This is a genomic window from Nonomuraea sp. NPDC004186, assembly GCF_053603495.1.
This window is the reverse complement of the sequence record NZ_JBSGFQ010000186.1, coordinates 1-17,684: the sequence shown is the minus strand read 5'-3', so window position 1 is coordinate 17,684 and position 17,684 is coordinate 1. Positions and strand designations below refer to the sequence as shown.

General features: G+C 66.7%; 18 protein-coding genes. 4 read left to right on the top strand and 14 right to left on the bottom strand.

Annotated elements, in window-relative coordinates:
• The first annotated feature begins 560 nt into the window (after positions 1–560).
• Together ACWEPL_RS61495 and fxsT are read left to right on the top strand one after the other, a co-directional pair.
• The gene (locus ACWEPL_RS61495) at positions 561–1,145 is read left to right on the top strand and encodes a hypothetical protein (RefSeq protein WP_452442210.1); all 585 of its coding nucleotides are present in this window, start codon (positions 561–563) and stop codon (positions 1,143–1,145) included.
• An 815-nt stretch (positions 1,146–1,960) separates the two neighbouring features.
• A complete protein-coding gene (fxsT, locus tag ACWEPL_RS61490; RefSeq protein WP_452442211.1) occupies positions 1,961–4,369 on the top strand; it encodes an FxSxx-COOH system tetratricopeptide repeat protein in 2,409 nt (802 codons plus the stop codon).
• 374 nt (positions 4,370–4,743) lie between these two features.
• Here fxsT and ACWEPL_RS61485 read toward each other — a convergent pair whose 3' ends face one another.
• From ACWEPL_RS61485 to ACWEPL_RS61445, 9 genes are all read right to left on the bottom strand, one after another.
• Positions 4,744–5,118, bottom strand: a complete 375-nt coding sequence (locus ACWEPL_RS61485; protein WP_452442209.1) for a hypothetical protein — start codon at positions 5,116–5,118, stop codon at positions 4,744–4,746.
• A gap of 425 nt (positions 5,119–5,543) precedes the next feature.
• The gene (locus ACWEPL_RS61480; RefSeq protein WP_452442208.1) at positions 5,544–6,089 is read right to left on the bottom strand and encodes a TIGR04222 domain-containing membrane protein; all 546 of its coding nucleotides are present in this window, start codon (positions 6,087–6,089) and stop codon (positions 5,544–5,546) included.
• 342 nt (positions 6,090–6,431) lie between these two features.
• On the bottom strand, positions 6,432–6,905 hold the full coding sequence (locus ACWEPL_RS61475; protein ID WP_452442207.1) for a hypothetical protein: 474 nt from the start codon (positions 6,903–6,905) through the stop codon (positions 6,432–6,434).
• 385 nt (positions 6,906–7,290) lie between these two features.
• Positions 7,291–7,713, bottom strand: a complete 423-nt coding sequence (locus ACWEPL_RS61470; RefSeq protein ID WP_363967161.1) for a type II toxin-antitoxin system VapC family toxin — start codon at positions 7,711–7,713, stop codon at positions 7,291–7,293.
• A complete protein-coding gene (locus ACWEPL_RS61465; protein ID WP_452442206.1) occupies positions 7,710–8,021 on the bottom strand; it encodes a type II toxin-antitoxin system Phd/YefM family antitoxin in 312 nt (103 codons plus the stop codon). The genes ACWEPL_RS61470 and ACWEPL_RS61465 overlap by 4 nt, the downstream gene beginning before the upstream one ends.
• Before the next feature lie 285 nt (positions 8,022–8,306).
• Complete coding sequence (locus ACWEPL_RS61460) at positions 8,307–8,888, bottom strand: dihydrofolate reductase family protein (protein WP_452442205.1); 582 nt, start codon at positions 8,886–8,888, stop codon at positions 8,307–8,309.
• Between the two features lie 68 nt (positions 8,889–8,956).
• Positions 8,957–9,796 (bottom strand): helix-turn-helix domain-containing protein, encoded by an 840-nt coding sequence (locus ACWEPL_RS61455; protein ID WP_452442204.1) that lies wholly within the window; start codon positions 9,794–9,796, stop codon positions 8,957–8,959.
• A gap of 51 nt (positions 9,797–9,847) precedes the next feature.
• Positions 9,848–10,063: a hypothetical protein gene (locus ACWEPL_RS61450; RefSeq protein WP_452442203.1), complete on the bottom strand. Its 216-nt coding sequence runs from the start codon at positions 10,061–10,063 to the stop codon at positions 9,848–9,850.
• 191 nt (positions 10,064–10,254) lie between these two features.
• Positions 10,255–11,550: an MFS transporter gene (locus tag ACWEPL_RS61445; RefSeq protein ID WP_452442202.1), complete on the bottom strand. Its 1,296-nt coding sequence runs from the start codon at positions 11,548–11,550 to the stop codon at positions 10,255–10,257.
• Between the two features lie 53 nt (positions 11,551–11,603).
• Here ACWEPL_RS61445 and ACWEPL_RS61440 point away from each other — a divergent pair, with 53 nt between their 5' ends.
• Positions 11,604–12,476 carry a winged helix-turn-helix transcriptional regulator gene (locus tag ACWEPL_RS61440; protein WP_363967151.1) on the top strand — a complete coding sequence of 291 codons (873 nt, stop codon included), beginning with the start codon at positions 11,604–11,606 and terminating at the stop codon, positions 12,474–12,476.
• Positions 12,477–12,697: 221 nt separating this feature from the next.
• Here ACWEPL_RS61440 and ACWEPL_RS61435 read toward each other — a convergent pair whose 3' ends face one another.
• A complete protein-coding gene (locus ACWEPL_RS61435; protein WP_452442201.1) occupies positions 12,698–13,951 on the bottom strand; it encodes an MFS transporter in 1,254 nt (417 codons plus the stop codon).
• Positions 13,952–14,008: 57 nt separating this feature from the next.
• Here ACWEPL_RS61435 and ACWEPL_RS61430 point away from each other — a divergent pair, with 57 nt between their 5' ends.
• On the top strand, positions 14,009–15,043 hold the full coding sequence (locus ACWEPL_RS61430) for an ArsR/SmtB family transcription factor (protein ID WP_363967147.1): 1,035 nt from the start codon (positions 14,009–14,011) through the stop codon (positions 15,041–15,043).
• Positions 15,044–15,085: 42 nt separating this feature from the next.
• Here ACWEPL_RS61430 and ACWEPL_RS61425 read toward each other — a convergent pair whose 3' ends face one another.
• The 4 genes from ACWEPL_RS61425 to ACWEPL_RS61410 all read right to left on the bottom strand — a co-directional run.
• The gene (locus ACWEPL_RS61425) at positions 15,086–15,586 is read right to left on the bottom strand and encodes a profilin (protein WP_363967146.1); all 501 of its coding nucleotides are present in this window, start codon (positions 15,584–15,586) and stop codon (positions 15,086–15,088) included.
• A 10-nt stretch (positions 15,587–15,596) separates the two neighbouring features.
• Entirely contained in the window at positions 15,597–15,803 is a 207-nt protein-coding gene (locus tag ACWEPL_RS61420) for a hypothetical protein (protein ID WP_452442200.1), read from the bottom strand.
• A gap of 129 nt (positions 15,804–15,932) precedes the next feature.
• A complete protein-coding gene (locus ACWEPL_RS61415; RefSeq protein WP_452442199.1) occupies positions 15,933–16,286 on the bottom strand; it encodes an SDR family oxidoreductase in 354 nt (117 codons plus the stop codon).
• 415 nt (positions 16,287–16,701) lie between these two features.
• On the bottom strand, positions 16,702–17,684 hold a 983-nt coding region (locus ACWEPL_RS61410; protein WP_452442198.1), incomplete at its 5' end, for a non-reducing end alpha-L-arabinofuranosidase family hydrolase.

The following is a 17,684-nucleotide window of genomic DNA, read 5'->3' as shown; positions in this document are numbered from 1 at the left end:
GGACCTTAGACAAGCCCCATCCTCCCAGCTCAGAAGCACTTTTCTTATGTAGTTGATCAATCTGCGCGAAATTCACCGCGAAAGCCCGAGGCTAACCACGGCCTTGGCCGAAAGTGGACAGAGCTGGAGCCGAAGCCCTGGGGGAGGTCACCTGAGCAGGCTGTTCTGTCCGCAGTGGATGCTCGTGGACGTCCTTGACCCTGCTACGGATCAGAAGGCGGCACGGTGGCTGAGGCCGTGACGATCGCGGACTTCGGTGCCCGTAGTACAGGCCGGGGCGATCGCCGGCAAGGCCCTCCTCCGTCGGGCCTTGCCATCGGGTGACCATGGCTGAGGCGACAGCATCACTGACAGCAACATCCCCATACGCCGACGCACCCGCATCCCCGTCCCCACGCGGCTGACCACGGTCTCGCTCTGCCGAGCAAGGCGGTTGCTCCGCCTGAAAAGCGGACGGTCAGGTCCGGAAGTGAGTGGTTGGGACAGTCCAGTAGTAATGTCCCCGCCAGCGCCGTTGCCGAGTTGGTGCCTCCCGGCGTCCAATTGGCTAGCCTTTTTCGGTGAGCTTCGCCAGCTTTGCCCGTAGGGTACGTGATCCTGCCTTGCCTTACCGATGGCGGGTGTCAGCGTTCCGGTCCTGCGTGCAGTTGTATCGGCCACTCGGATTCGAGGCGACGCTGAGTTTCCTCGAGTTCCAGGCCGGGAGGTTTCAACACGATGAGGCGGCACTGCTTCAGGCCCTGGACGCTATCGAGGCCAGCCGCGCTGCCTGGCATGCCGAGCTCCACGCCTACGCGACAAGGCGTCGGGAGGCCAAAATGCAAGGCCGGCGATCTCCGCGTGCAGAGGAACCAAATCCCAACCTTCAGGTTCGCTGGTACTGGTACGGCAATCCCCGGAAGGCCGCGTTGCTCGCATTGCGGTTTTGGCGCCGCCAACGCTTCCCTCGTCTGCTGCCCTCCTCGGACCCCGTTCTCCTGGAGATCACCATATGCGTCAGCGAGTGCCTGGACTTCGGCGCCGTCTTCCCGGAAGCGCAGCGCGACCTCCTCGGCGTCCGATTAAGCGAGATTGAGCAACGTCTGCACTCGGCGGATCTCCTGCTCGTCGTTCGGCACATCGAGGTGGCATCGGGTTTGAGGTAGCTCGAAGCGGCGAGAGACCGAACCGCGCGGTTGAGGGGGTGGGTTTCGGCCGGCGCATCGTCAGACGGTGCTGACGTTCGCGCGTGGTGCTGTACAGCAGCCAGATACAGCAACGCTGCCTCACCCAATCAAATGCCACCAGTCTCCAACTACCGCTTGAGCAGGGAGTGGAAGGTTCTACGTTGTGACCGGCTCCCGTTTGCAAGCAGGGACTCAGTAGCCCGTCGCGGTAGCACGTTAGATACTGGATTGGTTACTTGTTCGGATCCTCCCTCCGTGATCGTGATCTAAGGCCACACAATAGGAGCATGACAGGCGGTTGGCGGATAGCGGGCGTGGGAGTGGCGGGTCTTGCCCTCGTGGTGCTGGGAGCATTCCTGTACAGGGCTGGCCTTGATAGCGCCGACAAGTGGGCGAGTGTGATTGGATTGTTCGTTGCGGCGCCCGGATTGGGATTCTCCGGGTATGGGGTGGTGCTGGCCCGCCGCGCTCTCCAGCCCCACCCCCAAGTTGCCAGAGTGCAGGTGACCGCGTCCGGAGCTAGGTCGATTGCTGCGCAGACCGTCACCGGGACTGTCTCCACCGGAAACACAATGTTCGGCATGGCCACTAAGGAGAGCGCTCCGCAAGGCAAGGTACCGCAGGCTCACCCTGCACCTGTTCCTGAGGTCCAGCAGATGCACGCCGAGACGGCCACCGCACCCGTCCAGGTGACCGCGAGCGGGGAACGCTCGATTGCTGCGCAGACTATCTCCGGAACCGCCTCCACCGGGGATGACTCGACTAGCAACCGTTGAGAGCAGGCCGTGGCCGAAATGCCAGAGTGGCGCATCGAAGTGGAAGCCTCGGGCGATAGGGCGGTATCCGCTGTTGAGATCCCCGGGATTGTAACTACGGGCGATTACTCGCCAGTGAACAACCGGACGATCAGGATTGAGCCGGGGACGCTACGCGCCTCGGCGGAGGTGGATCTGACGGTGGCCCTGACGAACCTGCACGATCCACCCGCTGCGGTGTTCGTCGGGCGAGAGGCGGTGCTAGCCCAACTCGACCACCACCTGTCCGGCGAACAGGGAGAGGTCGTCATTGGCAAGGTGATCCACGGCCTGGGTGGGATCGGCAAGACCGCAACGGCCCGTCGATACGCCACAGCTCGCCGGGACCGCTACCGGCTGATCTGGTGGATCAACGCCGAAGATGTCGAGCAGATTCAGGTCGGGCTGACCAGACTCGCCCAGTGTCTGCATCCGCCCGCGGGGTTGGCTTTGACGGCTGAGCAGGCCGCTGGCTGGGCGCGGGGATGGTTGGAGGCCCATGATGGCTGGCTGCTGGTTCTCGACAACGTCGAGGAATTGGCGCATGTACGGGATTTACTGGGACAGCTCCATACCGGGCACATCCTGATCACTACCCGGCGACTGGTGCGCTGGCCAGCCGGGATCCAGACGATCCGCCTGGAGGTGTTGGATGCGTCCGAAGCAGCGGAGCTGATCACCGCAACTAGCGAACGGAATCGGCCCGAGGATCGGCCGGCCGTCGACGCGATCGCCGCAGAGCTCGGCTATCTGCCATTGGCGCTGGAACAGGTCGGCGCCTACATCCGAGAGTCGAAGATCAGCCCTGGTGAGTACCTGTCCCTGCTGACCGCCCATCCCGCACACATGTACGCCGCCTCGCCTGAAGGAGGGGACGCCGAGCGCACCATCGCCCGACTCTGGCGTGTTCACTTGCACGCCATCCGCGAGCGCAACACCTATGCGGTACATCTGCTACGAATCTTGGCCTGCTATGCCCCCGACAACATTCCCCGCGACATTCTGGACGTCGATGGCGACAGACTGGGCGTGTTGGATGCACTAAGGCTGCTGTCTTCCTACAGTCTCATCACGCTGGAAGAACGGACTGTCTCAGTTCATCGGCTCATCCAGGCCGTGGTCGCAGCCGAGGACGAGACCGGACCCACCTGCCTTGTGGATTCCGCTTCGGAGCTGGCCATTAGGTGGCTGGCTGGCGCTTGGTTGGCCTCCGCACGAGAGTCCCCCTCCGACCGGATCGCACGGCGGCGAATGCTGAGCCCTCACGTGGAAAGCCTCATTCGCTATCGTTTCATCAGCACCGAACCCCGAGCGCATGACCAGATCTTTAATGCAGCCGCCGACCACGAGTGGGACGAAGGCAACTACCGTCGCGCTCGCAAACTCGTAGCCCACACCGTAGCCATCAACAGAGTCGTCCTGGGTGAGGAGCATCCGGACACGCTGACCAGTTGGAACAACTTGGCGAGTGTGCTAGGGCGTCTGGGGCGGTTGCAGGAGGCCGAGGCCGAGATCCGGGCGGTGCTGCAGGCCCGGCGGAGGGTCCTGGGTGAGGAGCATCCGGGCACGTTGACCAGTTGGAACAACTTGGCAAGTGTGCTGGGAGATCTGGGGCGGTTGCAGGAGGCCGAGGCCGAGACCCGCGCGGTGTTGCAGGCCCGACGACGAACGCTGGGTGAGGAGCACCCTGAGACGCTGAACAGCCGGAACAACCTGGCGCTGGTGCTGGGGGATCTAGGGCGGTTGCAGGAGGCCGAGGCCGAGGCCCGCGCGGTATGGCAGACCCAGGCGCGAGCGCTGGGTGAGGAGCATCCGGATACGCTGACCAGCCGGAACAACCTGGCACTGGTACTCGGGCGCCTGGGGCGGTTGCAGGAGGCCGAGACCGAGACCCGCGCGGTGTTGCAGGCCCGACGACGAGGGCTGGGTGAGGAGCACCCAAACACGCTGACCAGCCGGAACAACCTGGCCTATGTGCTGGGGAGTCTGGGGCGGTTGCAGGAGGCCGAGGCCGAGACCCGCGCGGTGTTGCAGGCCCGGCGGAGGGTCTTGGGTGAGGAGCACCCCGAGACGCTGAACAGTCGGTCCAATCTGGCCTTTGTGCTGGGGGAACTGGGACAGGTGGAGGCCGAGGCCGAGACCCGCGCGGTGTTGCAAGTCCGGCGGAGGGTCTTGGGCGAGGAGCACCCATCTACGCTGAACAGCCGGAATAACCTGGCGGGCGTGCTGGGACGTCTAGGGCGGTTGCAGGAGGCCGAGGCCGAGACCCGCGCGGTGTTGCAGGCCCGGCGGCAGGTGTTGGGTGACGAGCACCCTGACACGCTGATCAGCCGAGAATATTTGGATTATCTCGTGCGAGAGCAAAAGCTGCGAGAATCGGCAGGACCGCAATACTATCCACAATCTTGATCGCAATATGTCCTGCTCCTACGGTCTCGGAAGAAGTACAGACGATGAAATGGCGATTGCTTCGGCGCCGGTCCCGAAGAATGATTTTCGACCGCTTCTAACGGAAGGTTACTTTCATACAGACAAATGACGATCGCCCTTTCGGTAATCATGTCGCGGGGGCAGGGCGATCGCTACGGCCCTCCTTCGTCGGCCCTTGCCACCGGGTGACTAGGCGGAGGCAGTGCGAGAGCTGACGACAACCGTGACGGCAACGTCAACCACCATGAGCGCACAACGGCAGCCTCCGACAACCGCTGACTTCGGCCAGCGCCACTGGCATCAGGGCAGTTGGTCCGCCTGAAAGCGGACGGTCGTGCTGGCCGCGGCGGAAGTTATCTCCGAATGAAAGGGACGTCGTAGGCAGGCGGTTGGCCGTTCATCAACTCGGTCAGGTCATCATCGGTAAGGCCAAGCTCGAAGGCATTGCCTGCTTGCTGCGGATCCCAGCCGATACCGTGCGCCATGCGTATGGTCGCCGTCACGAGGGCTGGCCGTATGGCCATCGCCCGTTCTCCCCACCACGCGTCCGGCCGTGAACAGGGAAGTGACACCAGAAGGACACAGCCCGACGCGCCGGCCAGCTCCACCGCGAACGTCATCGGGCCCCAGCTGTTCCCCTGGCAATACGTGGGCTTACGACGGACGCGCCAGCGGAATACGGTGCCATCGACGGTGATGAGCCGCGAACCCTTCTTCGGGATCGCCATGAGCAACCTCCTGCCGTGTTCCGTCACTGTTCCGTGGGATGGCCGAGAACAGCGAGAAACGACGAGAGTCAGCCGCAACAGTAACTCCTGGTCAGGCTCCTGATCGACAGATTTTCGCTGGTGGACACGGAGGGGATCGGAGATCATGCAGATCTTCGAGGGCACCAATCAGATCCAGCGCCTGGTGATCAGCCGCCACCTTGCCAAGTGAGCTCCAGACGGTCATCGATGGCCTTGGCGGGCGCGAAGGCCACTCCCGTGATCGGGGCTGCCACCGCGATGTCCATCTCGGTGGCCGCGGCCGAATGAGGCAGAAAGGTGTTGCTCGTAGACCTTGACCCGCGCGGCGCCGCAACGAAGTGCATCGGAGTCGCACCCGTAGGTCCAGGGATTCACGTCGGCACCGCCCGGCTGCGGGACGGGTGTCACATGGATCCCCCGGGAGACCCGCTGTCGTAATCCCGGGCGTCCCAGCCGCCTTGCCCCTGCCCTCGGAGCGGGCCCGCCTTGGCCGCGCCGAACTGCCGTTTGATCGAGTCGTCGGAGATCCCGGCCAGGCCGTTGAGCGCGACCGCGATCGCCTGTCCTCTCCCCCTTACCGTTCTGGCCTCCTCGACCATTCGCATGCCCTCCGGCGTGGGACGCCGGAACCGGCCCAGCAATCCGCGCGTGACGAGCCCGCGGCGCAACAGGTCCTCCTCCACCGCGCGCACGCTCTCGTGCTCGGCCAGCGCGGCGAGCGACTCCTTCAGGGTGGCCCGCTGCGCCAGCGCCGCCTCCAGCACGGGATCGCCCGCCTCGGCGCCCGCGACCGGATAGAGCTTGCCCGCGTGGGACAACCGCATTCGCCCCTCCAGCAGCAGGGTCGCCAGAGCCGCCAGAGCGACCCTGCGGCGGCCGTCACTGAGATAGGCCAACTCATCACGATCCACAGCGCATCCCCCGTGTGGCTCGGCCGTTTGACCGATCACGCTAATGAGTGCATGTCACGCCTACAAGGGCCGACCATAGGTCACGAGGAGCGTTCGGCCGGGGCATTGCAGCGGGCGAAGGTGTACGCCGGGTGTGCGCGTCGCGCGAGAGAACAGCCGCCTGAGCGCTGCGCCATGAGCGGGCCTCAAGGGCTGTCGCTTAGATCTTGTTGTCAGTGTCGGCACGTCGAGTGGGTGAGGGGCCGAGCTGTCTGATCGGGCTGATGAGGAGTGGCGCGGTTGGATGTCTTGCGGCTGCTCCCCGTGTGCCGCAGTGTGGCGGTGGCGGGGTAGAACCGATGGCGGACGTTCCTTGGTCGACCGCATGATCCCGCTCGGGAGTCAGGCGTCACGGAGATCGCCTGCTCCGTCCTGCTCGGTCAGGAAATAGACGGAGTGGGAGACAGCCTGCCGCGCGGACGTGGGTAGGTCGTCCGGCCCGTAGTAGTGGTTCAGCCGGCGCCAGAACTCTTCTTCCGTAGAGGCTGCGCCGATGATCGGATGATCATCGGTCACGCTCTCCCACACCAACATTTCTCTCAGGCCCGGGCCGTCGAGTTCTTCGGAAATGGCCTCGTGAAAGACGTTCATCAGCCGGGACTCGTGTTCACGGCGGCAGTCACGGGGCAGCAGCCAGCGCTGCCACCAGGTCCGAAGGTGATTGGCCGCGGAATCCGCGAAAGCCTCAGCCGCGTCTTCGGCCGACTGATCGTAGTTCGGGTAGCTTGGCCGATTCACCCGGACCAGCAATTTGTGCTGACATTCTTCGGCGCACGTGTACCGATATAAACGAAACTGCGTGCGCTGGATGCCCATGGCCTGATCGTAGTGGGCGTCTTCGAACCCGGGTTCCGAGGGAACCAACTCGCGTTGACCTTGACGGGCATGTCCGGGTCGTCGACATCGGGAATCTCGTCCGGACGAGAGTCGAATCGGCCATCCTCGTGTCGAGCAGCCCCAGCCGGCGCGAGCTGGGCGGCGATCTCAGCATCAGTCAGCGGCACGGGCGCACACCAGCCGCAGAGCAAGAGACACGGCCGGCACGAGGCCGGACCGTGAAGGACGAACACCGCCCTCTCCCTTCCCGGGACAAGCCGAGCGGGCCGGCCGACGGGAGGACCGGGTCGGCGAAGTGTGCGTCGCGCTCAATCAAGGCTGGTTCGGTGAAGCTTCTTCATCCAGGCCGCAGGGTCAGCCTCCTTCATGCACTGACCCACCGTGGCCGTGTGACCGGGACCACGGCGAGCAGGTGGTCCAGGCCTTTGAAATCCTCGGGATTGCAGGTGTAAAGGGGGAGGCGGTTCGCGATGGCCACGCAGGCGATCATCAGGTCTGCTGTTCGGGGGCGGGGTTTGCGTCCTGAGGCGATGACGGCGGTCCACAACTGGCCGTACTCGCGGGCGGCGGTGTCGTCGAAGGGAAGGGGGTCGAACTCGGCCTCGGCGGTTTGAAGGATCTTCATTCGCTGCGCGAGTTCCTGTGCCCCAGTGGCCACCAGTACGCCGGCTGACAGCTCGGCAGTGGTGATGGCGCTGATCATCATCTCGTCGGGCAGTTCGTCAGGGTCGATTCCGGCACGCAGGATGAGGATGTTGGTGTCGAGGAGCCCTTGAGCGAGAGTCATTCCCCGTCCTCTGCGAACTCGCCTCTCCCGTAGGCGCGATCGTAGAGGTCGTCGTCGACGTGGCGGTTCATGTCCTCGAGGTATTTCTGGTCGTCCAGTCGCGGCATGCCGCGGGACACGGCGGCGAACTCGGCGCGCGAGACGGCCCGGCGCCGACGGCGGATGGGGACCAGGTCGCCGATGTGATGACCGTTGCGTGTGACGGCGTACCGCTCGCCGCGTTCCAGGCCGTCCATGATCTCCGCTGACCGGTTTCGCAGGTCGCGTTGGGAGATCTGATGGGAGCGGTCGGGCTCAGGAGTGCTCACTCGTCAACTCTATCTCAGCGTGCTATCTGGTGCTACAGGGTGGCACTCTCGGCGTCGTTCGTGACCCTTCACATCGGCCCTTTATGCGGTGGCTTGTCCTGGGAGTTTGGAGCCGCAGGGAGGGCAGACGGTCTCCAACGCCATGCTCTTGATGGGCTCCACGCCCTTGCGGCCCCTCGGTGCATCGGCGTGATAGGGACCGCTGTCGGCGCTGGGATCGGAAGTTCGGTCGCGATGGCCAGCCCGCCGGCGGCGCGAGTTTCTTCGCGTACCCGCTCAGATCGGTCATCGGCGCACCCGATAGCGGAGGTGGAGCACCCGGTTGCCCTGGATCACCACGTCAGGATCCTCCAGCAGGTGCTGTGCGTCGACTGGCCCGAAGTAGCGCTTGCCAGATCCGAACACCACGGGCGCGACGTCCATGGCGACCTCGTCGACGAGCCCTGCGGCCAGCACCTGGCCGCCGACGTCGCCGGCGGCGACCTCGACCGTGCGGTCGCCCGCAAGTTCCTGTGCCTTGGCCATGGCGGCCTTGACACCGTTGACGAAGTGGAACGGCGCCTCGGGGTTCCAGCCCTTGGGCATCGGCCGGTGGGACACGACGACCACGTGGTCGATCCCGCCCGGAGGCTTGCCGCCCCAGCCGTCCGTCAGGTCGAATACGTGGCGGCCGACGACCGTCACTCCGATCTGGTCCCAGTACGGCCGGGTGTAGTCGTAGGACGCCTGCGACACCTTCGCCTCCCCGGTCTCGCCCAAGGGGACGTCACCGCTGGACATCCAGTCGAACAGCGGTCCGACCTGGTCGTTCTCGTCCGCGATGAAGCCGTCCACCGACACCGTGCTGTACATGACCACCTTGCCCATGGGGCTCTCTCCTCCGCTCGGGAAGTGCCCATACTGGCGTATCGGGAGTTGCCGGCTCTTGTAAGAAATCAAACGGCCGGCAGCGGCCCGACATCGAGCGCATGGCCGGGATGTTCGCGCAGGAACCGCCGCCGGACTTCGACGTACCGGGTCGGCGTAAGCCCCGTGAACGCCCGGAACTCGTGCCCGAAGTGGGCCTGGTCGAAATAGCCGGCGCGACCGGCGAGGTCGACCCAGTTGACCGGTCCGGCGGGGTCGATCGCGAGCACGGTGGCGGCGAAGCGGTAGGTGCGGGCGAGCCGCTTCGGCGTGACGCCGATGAGCTCCTTGAACCGCTGCGCCAGATGGGTGCCGCTGACGCCGGCCGCCACGCTCAGGTCGCCGATCGCCACCGCTCCCGTGGCCGCCGCGATGACGCTGCTCGTGTGGCGGACCAGCCCCAGGCCGGCGGTCTCGCAGAGCCGTCGCATCAGCTCGTCCTCGAGCAGCGTCAGCATCTCGTGCGGCCCGGCCGCCATGGCCAGTCGGTCTCGCAGCTCAGCAATGGCGGGACGGCCCCAGACCTGTTCCACTGTCACGGGCCGGTCACACAGCTCGGCCGCAGGCATCGGCAGGAACGGCGCCAGCCCCCACGGCTTGAAGTGCACGCCGACTGACCGGGTCCCCGGTGGGTAGCCGAACTCGAAGGCGCGGGTGGGCGTGGTGACCACGCAGCCGTCGGCGTACTCGGCCGTCTTGATGCCGGTGCCGGCGCGGATGTGGAACGGCGCCCCGAGGTTGAGGATGAGCACCGCCGACGGCATCGGCGGCAGCGTCAGCCGGGGGTACGGCGGCGCGCCCTCCAGGTAGTAGAGGTCGTCGATCAGCCCGTCCAGCGGCGGTCGCGGAACTCTGGACACGTACTCCACGCGTCACAGCATCGCCGATGCACGGGCGGGCCGCCAGGTCCTCGTACGCCGTCAGTCGCGGAACTGCGGCGGGCGCTTCTCCTTGCGCCCGGCCGCGGCCTCCTCGAAATACCGGTCAGCAGCCGCACCAGCAGCCGGCCCACGCCCTCGCTGGGCATGTGCTGCTCCAGGACCGCGGCGTCCGTAGGTCGGCTTGTGGCGGACGCGCCAGCGGAAGACGGTGCCGTCGACGGTGATGAGCGGCGAGCCCTTCTTCGGTTTCGCCACAGCCGCCTCCAAGCTCTGCTCTTGTTCCGTCGCTGTTCCGTGGGAGCATCGGAACCAGGGAGAAGCGACGCGAGACGCCCGCACGCGTAACCGCAGCTCAGCGACATGATCGAGTTGTTTTCGCCGGTGACCGGATCGCGCATCGGAGAACATGCAGATCCAGCTCCGGTACGGGTCATCAGCTCCGGAGGCTAGGCCGGTTCGGCGTCGGCGGCGAGTTCCGACGATGCGGTTGGCGAGCCGGTTGAGTCGTCGCGCTGCTGATAGTCGGTGAGATTGCGCAGGTGCCGGATCGGTGACGCCAGCAGGACCAACGGCATGCAGGCGGCCGCGACGACGAAAATCATCAAGGTGACGCGGCCGCTGAGGACCCCGGCAACGGCTCCGGCGATCAACCCGCCGATCGGGATCGCACCCCAGGAGACGAAGCGGACCGTCGCCATCACCCGGGGCAGCAGGTCGGGCGGGCTGGCGATCTGCCGGTAGGTGCGGGTGACCACGCTGAAGACCACCACGCCGGCGGAGAAGACCACATTGCCGACGGCGAAGGCGACGAAGGCCTGCCAGCCGGTGCCGAGGGGCACGGCAAGCGCCCCGGCGAGCGAGACGAATCCGGCGACGATCAGGGCGCGGGCGGTCCCGAGCCTGGCTGTGATGTGGTTCGTCAAAGCCGCGCCGATCAGCGTGCCGACGCCGTCGGCCGCTAGCAGCAGGCCGACGAGGCCGGGCTCGGCGTGCAACTCGCGCACGAGGTACAACGCGTAGAGCGCGTGCTGTGCCCCGCAGACTGTGTTTGCCGCGGTGGCGGCCCACATGCACGGCCCCATCACCGGGTGGTGCACGACGAAACGCCAGCCTTCCCGGATCATCGCGCGTACCGGTGGCCAGCGCTCGGGGGTCTCTGAGCGGCGTTCGGGCAGGGTCCGCAGCAGCAGGGCTGAGACAAGGTAGCTGGCCGCGTCGACGAGGAGGGTAGGCACAGCCCCGAGCACCTGGACGATGACACCGCCAACGGATGGTCCGCCGAGCTGAGTTGTGGCCTGGGTGCCGGAGGTCAGGCTGTTACGGGACTGCAACTGCTCCTTGCCCACGATCGACGGCAGGAAGGTCGAGTTGGCGACGTCGAAGATGACGTCCGCGAAGCTGATCACGAGGGCCACGATCACCAACTGGGCGACCGTCAGACGGTCCAGCCACCACGCCAGAGGAATGGAGATGACCGCCGCCGCGCGTGCCAGGTCAGCGCCGACCTGAACCCTTCGCATGGGTAGTCGCTGCACCATCACCCCGGCGGGTAGGCCGATCACGATCCAGGCGACGTAACCGGCAGCGGCGATCATGCCCATCTCCAACGCGGAGGCGTCGAGCACCGTCAACGCCGTCAGTGGCAACGCCACCGCGCCCATCGCCGAACCGACCGCGCTGGTCGTGCCGGCCGTCCACCACCGCCAGAAGACGCTCGCGCCGCGCGCACTGTCGACTGCCATCTCGACATCTCCCAGGTAAGTTCCAGAATGGAATGCACTATATACTGGGGCATGTGAAGCGTGCTGATCTACCCGACGCCGACTGCGGCATCGCGCAGGCGCTTGGAGTGATCGGTGACTGGTGGACGTTCCTGGTGGTGCGGGACATCGCCGGCGGCACCACCCGCTTCGACGGCCTTCAGCGTGAGCTCGGTGTCAGCCGCCGAGCTCTGGCCGAGCGCCTGGCTGGGCTCGTCGAACACGGGGTGCTGGAGAAGCGGCCCTACTCCGATCGCCCGCCGCGTTACGACTACCTGCTGACCGCGAAGGGCGAGGGCCTGCTGCCGGCGCTCATCGCGCTACAGGATTGGGGCACCAGACATGTGATGGGCGATGGCGCGCTGACCGCGACCAGCGAGGACGGGTCCGCCGAGACCCGCCGGGTGCATGAGCTGGTCGATCGGAAAATGCCAGATGTCGTTCTGGAACGACACGACGGCGAACGGGCCGCGCCCAACGCACCCGGTGCCTGGACGGTGCTCTACTTCTTCCCCGGCGCCTTCGCGCCCGGCGCCCAGGGCTACCCGCCTGGTTGGGCCGACATCCCGGGCGCCACGGGTTGCACTCTGGAGTCCCTCACCTACGCGTCACGGCATGCCGACTTCGAGGCGTCGGGTGCCGTGATCCGAGGCGTCAGCACCCAGCGACCCGACCAGCTGTCCGCCTTCGTCACGCACGCGAGGTTGCCCTACCCGCTTCTGTCCGACCAGGACAGCAAGCTCGCGGCCGGGCTGCTGCTGCCGACCTTCCGGGCGGCCGGCGTCGACCGCTTCAAGCGCCTCACCTTGCTGGTCGACCCCGATGCGATCATCCGTGCGGTGCAGTTTCCGATCAGCGACCCGGCCGGCTCGGTGGAAGACATGCTCGCCCTCGTCCGCGCTCACTAACAAAGACCCTTCGGCTCGCAGGCAGGACCGTCAAGCATCGAGCGAGACAGGGACACGGCATCGTGGGGATGTCACTGACCGCACCCTCATCGCTGAGCGGCTGTTTCGCTTCTACGACCGCTGCGCCGTCTCCGGCCTGCCCGAACTCGAACGCCTGGCCACCGTCATTGAGACCCGGTGGCCCGACGCACCCGATACGCCACCACCCGCCGCGGACGCGCTCAACTTGCGCCTACCATCGAAGAGCCCTCACGTCCCGCTCGATCCCTGGCGGCTGCGTGCCGGGCCACCGCGGCGGCGCCCGTGCCGGCCAGGACGAAGAGGGCGGCCAGGCCGACCCAGCCCGCGGTGCCGTGTTCGACGGCGGTGGTGGCGAGGATCGGGGAGAACATGGCGGCGATCGCGTAGCCGGTCTGGCTGAGGCCTTGGTAGGCGCCGGCGCTGCGCTGGTCGGCCAGTTCGAAGGCCATGCCCCAGCCGCCCGCCTCGCCCAGGATCTCACCCATGGTGTGGGCGAACGCGGCCAGGACGAACAGGACGCAGGCGACGATCATGTTTCCGTAGCCGGCCAGAGCGTACAGACCGCATGCCATCGCGAGCAGCCACGACGCGCGCCTGACCGTGCGCCCGGCCTTGCGCACGTCGTCGGTGCCGCGCGAGGCGCGCACCTGGAGTGCGGCCACGACCACGGTGTTGAGGACGAGTAGCGCGGAGACGATGGCGGTGGGCGCGTCGGTGGTGGCCACCCAGAGCGGCATGCCGACGGTCAGCAGGCCGAACTGCGTGGCCACCACGGCGTTGCACGCCACGCTCGCGATGTACGTACGGTCCCTGAGCGGCGAAGGCCCGGCGGACGCGGTGCGCTCCCTGACGGCGGTCATCCTGGCGGCGAGCTCCGGCACCTGACGCCCGAGCCCGGCCAGCGGCACGGTGGCCGCCAGCAGCAAGATGCCGGCGACGACCACCGCCACACGGTACGCCGACGCGGTGCCGATCAGGAGCGCCGCCGCAGCGGCCACCGTGCCCAGGCCGATGAAGACGTTCGTGACCACGCGCATCCGGGCCCGGACCTCGACCCGCTCCGGGCCGGTGTACCACCGCGCCAGCATCGCCTGCTTCGACGTGGAGCCCACCGAACGCGCGATCACGGCCAGGCAGGCGATCAGGGTGAACACGATGGCGTCGGAGACGAACGTGTAGGCGAGCAGCGCAACCCCGTTGAGCCCTGTCGCCACCGTCTGGACGTGGTGCGCGCCGACCCGGTCAGCCAGCCACCCTCCCGCGTACGAGGCCAGCACCCCGGTGCCGCCCGCGATGCCCAGCCCGAGACCCACCGTCGTCGCGCTGAGCCCGATGACGAGCGTGAAGTACAGCGTGCTGACGGTGTAGAAGACGCCGCTGGAGAGCGCGAACGCCATCGTGCTGACAGTCAGTGAGCGGGCGACACGGTCCTGAGGGAAGAAGGTCTGGATCACGGGGGCCTTTATCCCGTAATAGGGCCTTTGTCGCCAATTGATGTAGCGTATGGCTTCATGGCAGGGCTGATCGAGTACGAGCTCGCGGGGATGGACGTGGCCGACGTCCGCTTCGCCATCTCGCCGCTCAACGAGCTCACGTTGTCGTTGCGCACGTTCCGCGACCCTGGCCGCTATCCCGTGCACCTGCCCTGGCTGCGCCGCACGGAGCAGGCCCGATCCACGCTGGACGTGCCCCTGCTGCAGGCGCTCACCAACGACGACATGTGGACGCCGGACTACCTGTCACCCCGCCCCCATGCCCCGCTCACCCGCATCGACGACGAACTCGCCACGGTCGCCCGCGTGCCCGTGGACCGGGTGATCGACGACCTGCGCGCCATCCACCCACGGCTCCCCGAGCCGCTGCGCGGTGACCCGTCGGCCCGCATCCTGGACGCGCTGCGGGACTACTGGCGCACCTGCTTCGCACCCTGGTGGCCCAGGATGCGCGCGGTCCTGCAGGCCGACGTGGTCCACCGCGGCCAGGTCATCTCGGCCCACGGCCTGGCCGCGATGTTCGCCGACCTCAGCGAGCGCGTTCAGCTGAAGGACGGCGTCGTATCGATGCGGCTGATCAGCGACGCCCGCTACCGGCGCTCCACCAGCGGCGAGGGCCTCACCCTGGTCCCGACCCTCTTCAGCCGGGCGGCTACCGTCCCCATCTCCCCGTCCGAGCCCCCTTTGATCATGTACGGCACTCGGGGCGTCGGCACGCTCTGGCAAGCGGAGCCCCGTCACTCCCCGGGGGTGCTCACCGACCTTCTGGGCGCCACCCGGGCAGGGTTGCTCACCATGCTTGAGACCCCCGCCTCATCGACCGAACTCTCCGGCCGCCTGGGCGTCACCCCCTCGGCCGTCAACCAGCACCTCCGCACCCTCCGTGCCGCCGGCCTCCTCGCCAGCGCCCGCCACGGTCGCTCGGTCCTCTATCTACGCTCGGAACTCGGCGACGCCCTCGTCGCCGGATCAGGACTTCGGCCTGTCGGTGTCGACCGCGCAGCGGAGGACGCTGCCCACCCGGGTCCCGGTCGGTTCGGCCAGGAGACCTGAGACGGTGGTGCGGTCGGGGCCGTTGATGGAGACCGGGCGCAGTCAGTTACGCCGGGTGCCGACTAGATTGGCCAAAATTTCGATGTACGTGTAATCGTCGTCCGACGTGTCCGCGTTGAACAGCGCGATGATGAGGCCCTGCTCAACCAGGGCACAGCCAATGCCGTCACCGTCACTTTCGTCCAGGCCTCTGACCACGAACTGTGGGACGGTATATGTCAACAGGTTCTCGCCTTCCGACAACTCGTACGGGACGCCTTCAAAGTAGAGATAGTTGTCGTTCCACAGGAGGGTGACGTCATTGACCGCGCTGACGATCGCTTGAAATTCCTCGGGCTGGAGACTGAAATCATCGGGACTGACGGCCCAGAGTCGGCCGTCCAGTCCGTAGACAGCTATTTTGGTGTACCCGGCGAACTGCACCGCCTGTTCCAGCGCGGTTTGCAAGTCGCTTTTCGACACGTTCAACCCCTCCCGTGTGGCCCTGCCGGATGCGGGACCCGTCGCGGTGGCCACCGCCTGCTCGTTATCGTCGATCAACATGAGCCCCTGATCAAGGGGCGCTCTCTTCGGCCATGCCCCCGGTCCTGCCATGAGCGCTGGTGATCCGCCCGCAGGAGGACACCACGAGAACGCGTCCCGGCTCCTCGGCTCGTTCGACGGCGGAGGCGAGCGGTGCCCAGGCCATGCCCTGGTCGTAGGTCGGCTTGGGGCGGACGCGCCAGCGGTGCCGAGGCGGCCGCTCAGGTCTCTGATCCACGCCTGGACGGTGGAGGTGCTCGTAACGGATCTTCGTCGCTGGGTCGGCGATGCGCGAGGGCCGCCGGGAGGGTGGCGGATTCCCGGCGGCCCTTTTCGCTCTTGTGCTTCCTTGCGGACCGGCAAGGAGTCAGGCGGTGACGCCGCCGTCCACTGCTATGGAGGCGCCCGTGATGTATCGGCCTCCCTCGCCGGCCAGGTGCGCGACGGTCGCGGCGATGTCCGCGGGCTCCCCGTAGTGCCCGAGGGCGGTGTAGGCGCTCTGAGCGTCGGCGCCCGGCCCGTCGGCGGGGTTCATGTCGGTGTCGATGGGGCCGGGATGGATGACGTTGGCGGTGATGCCCCTCGGACCGAGGTCGCGTGCAAGGCCCTTGGTCAGTCCGGTGAGGGCGGTCTTGCTCAATGCGTACAGGGTGATGCCGGGGAAAGGCGTGCGGCCGGACAGGCAGCTGCCGATGTTGATGATCCGTCCGCCTTCGGTCATGTTGTTGACCAGGACGTCCAACCGGCCGAACTCGCCGGCCGTCCGCTGAACGGCGTCCGTGACCGCCCCGGGGTCACCGGCGTCTGCCTGGAGGGCCCGTCTTGACCTGCTCCATCACGGCGGTTCACCGTCCCTGATGCGCCCCTTGAACCCCGTGCTGCCTCCGCTGGTTGCACCGGGACGCCACGACCCCTGGAACTACATGCTTGCGACGGGTGTGTGGTCGGGCCGACTTCGCGAGTCCACGACCGATGAGGTCATCGCGGAGAGCACGTCCTGCCGCCGGCGAGTGAAGGTCGCATGGGCCGTGCGCCAGGAAGTCGGCGGGCGGGCCTTCCGGTTGGTGACGGGGGCTGGGATGACCACCGTTGCCAACCGGAAAGCCCGCTCTCAGGGACGGATCCGTGTCACCTCATCAGCGCTGCAGTGTCAGCAGGCCCGGCCGGTAGGGCAGGAGGCCGTAGTCGCCGCCGGAGCTGGGGTTGCGTCCTTGGTAGAGCAGCTGCAGGTTGCAGGGATCAACGGTCATGGTCTGATCGGGGTTGCTGCGGACCAGGTCGCCGTGGCTGATGTCGTTGGTCCAGGTGGCACCGCTGTTGGCCTTGCCGGCGAAGGGGTTGCTCTCGGTGGCGGCCTGCGGTGTCCACGAGCCGTCCAGGCTGGTGGCGGTGAACGAGCGGAAGTAGCGGCCCTGCGAGCCGATCGCCTCGACGAGCATGAGGTACCGGTTCTGGCCCTGGAGCTTGTAGACCTGAACGGCCTCGAACAGGTTGTTCGTCGTGTCGCTCATGATCACCGTCGAGGTCGAGCCGAAACTGCCCGGGAAGTTCCCGATGGGCATGCCGGCCCGGTAGATCTTGCCGTTGTCCCCGGCGAAGAACAGGTACATGTTCGTGCTGTCACCGATGAGCGTCTGGTCGATGGGGCCTGTTCCGGAGCCGGAGATGCTTCCGGAGAAGAGCACCTGCTGCGATGACCAGCCGTTCGGATTGGTGGGGTCGCTGGAGGTCCTGTAGGAGAACGCGGTCCCACCCCACTGGTAGGCGAGCACCCAGACGTTCTTCGGGGCGAAGTAGAAGAGCGTGGGCGCGACAGTGGAGGAGGACATCGTGTTCTGGCCGGCCGAGGCCATGTCGGACCAGTTGGTGAAGAGGCCGAAGTTCATCGAACCCCACGCCGTTCCCGTGTCGTGCGTCGTCCCGTAGACGAGATGCCTGCCGTTGTAGACGACGGTGGTGAAGTCCTTGAGCGAGACCCACCCCGACTTCGGGTTCGCCAGCGCGCCGGTCGATGTCCAGCGGTACGTCGACGGAAGAGTGCACGTGCCGGTCGGTGTGGGGGTGGGGGTGGGGGTGGGGGTGGGGGTGGGGGTGGGGGTCGGTGTGGGGGTGGGCGTGG

Coding starts and splice junctions, on each gene's coding strand:
- ACWEPL_RS61475 (WP_452442207.1), bottom strand. CDS start 6,905: ATGGGCATCCAGCGCACGCAGTTTCGTTTATATCGGTACACGTGCGCC.
- ACWEPL_RS61460 (WP_452442205.1), bottom strand. CDS start 8,888: ATGGGCAAGGTGGTCATGTACAGCACGGTGTCGGTGGACGGCTTCATC.
- ACWEPL_RS61470 (WP_363967161.1), bottom strand. CDS start 7,713: ATGACTCTCGCTCAAGGGCTCCTCGACACCAACATCCTCATCCTGCGT.
- fxsT (WP_452442211.1), top strand. CDS start 1,961: ATGCCAGAGTGGCGCATCGAAGTGGAAGCCTCGGGCGATAGGGCGGTA.
- ACWEPL_RS61430 (WP_363967147.1), top strand. CDS start 14,009: ATGGCAGGGCTGATCGAGTACGAGCTCGCGGGGATGGACGTGGCCGAC.
- ACWEPL_RS61425 (WP_363967146.1), bottom strand. CDS start 15,586: ATGTTGATCGACGATAACGAGCAGGCGGTGGCCACCGCGACGGGTCCC.
- ACWEPL_RS61485 (WP_452442209.1), bottom strand. CDS start 5,118: ATGGCGATCCCGAAGAAGGGTTCGCGGCTCATCACCGTCGATGGCACC.
- ACWEPL_RS61445 (WP_452442202.1), bottom strand. CDS start 11,550: ATGGCAGTCGACAGTGCGCGCGGCGCGAGCGTCTTCTGGCGGTGGTGG.
- ACWEPL_RS61415 (WP_452442199.1), bottom strand. CDS start 16,286: ATGACCGAAGGCGGACGGATCATCAACATCGGCAGCTGCCTGTCCGGC.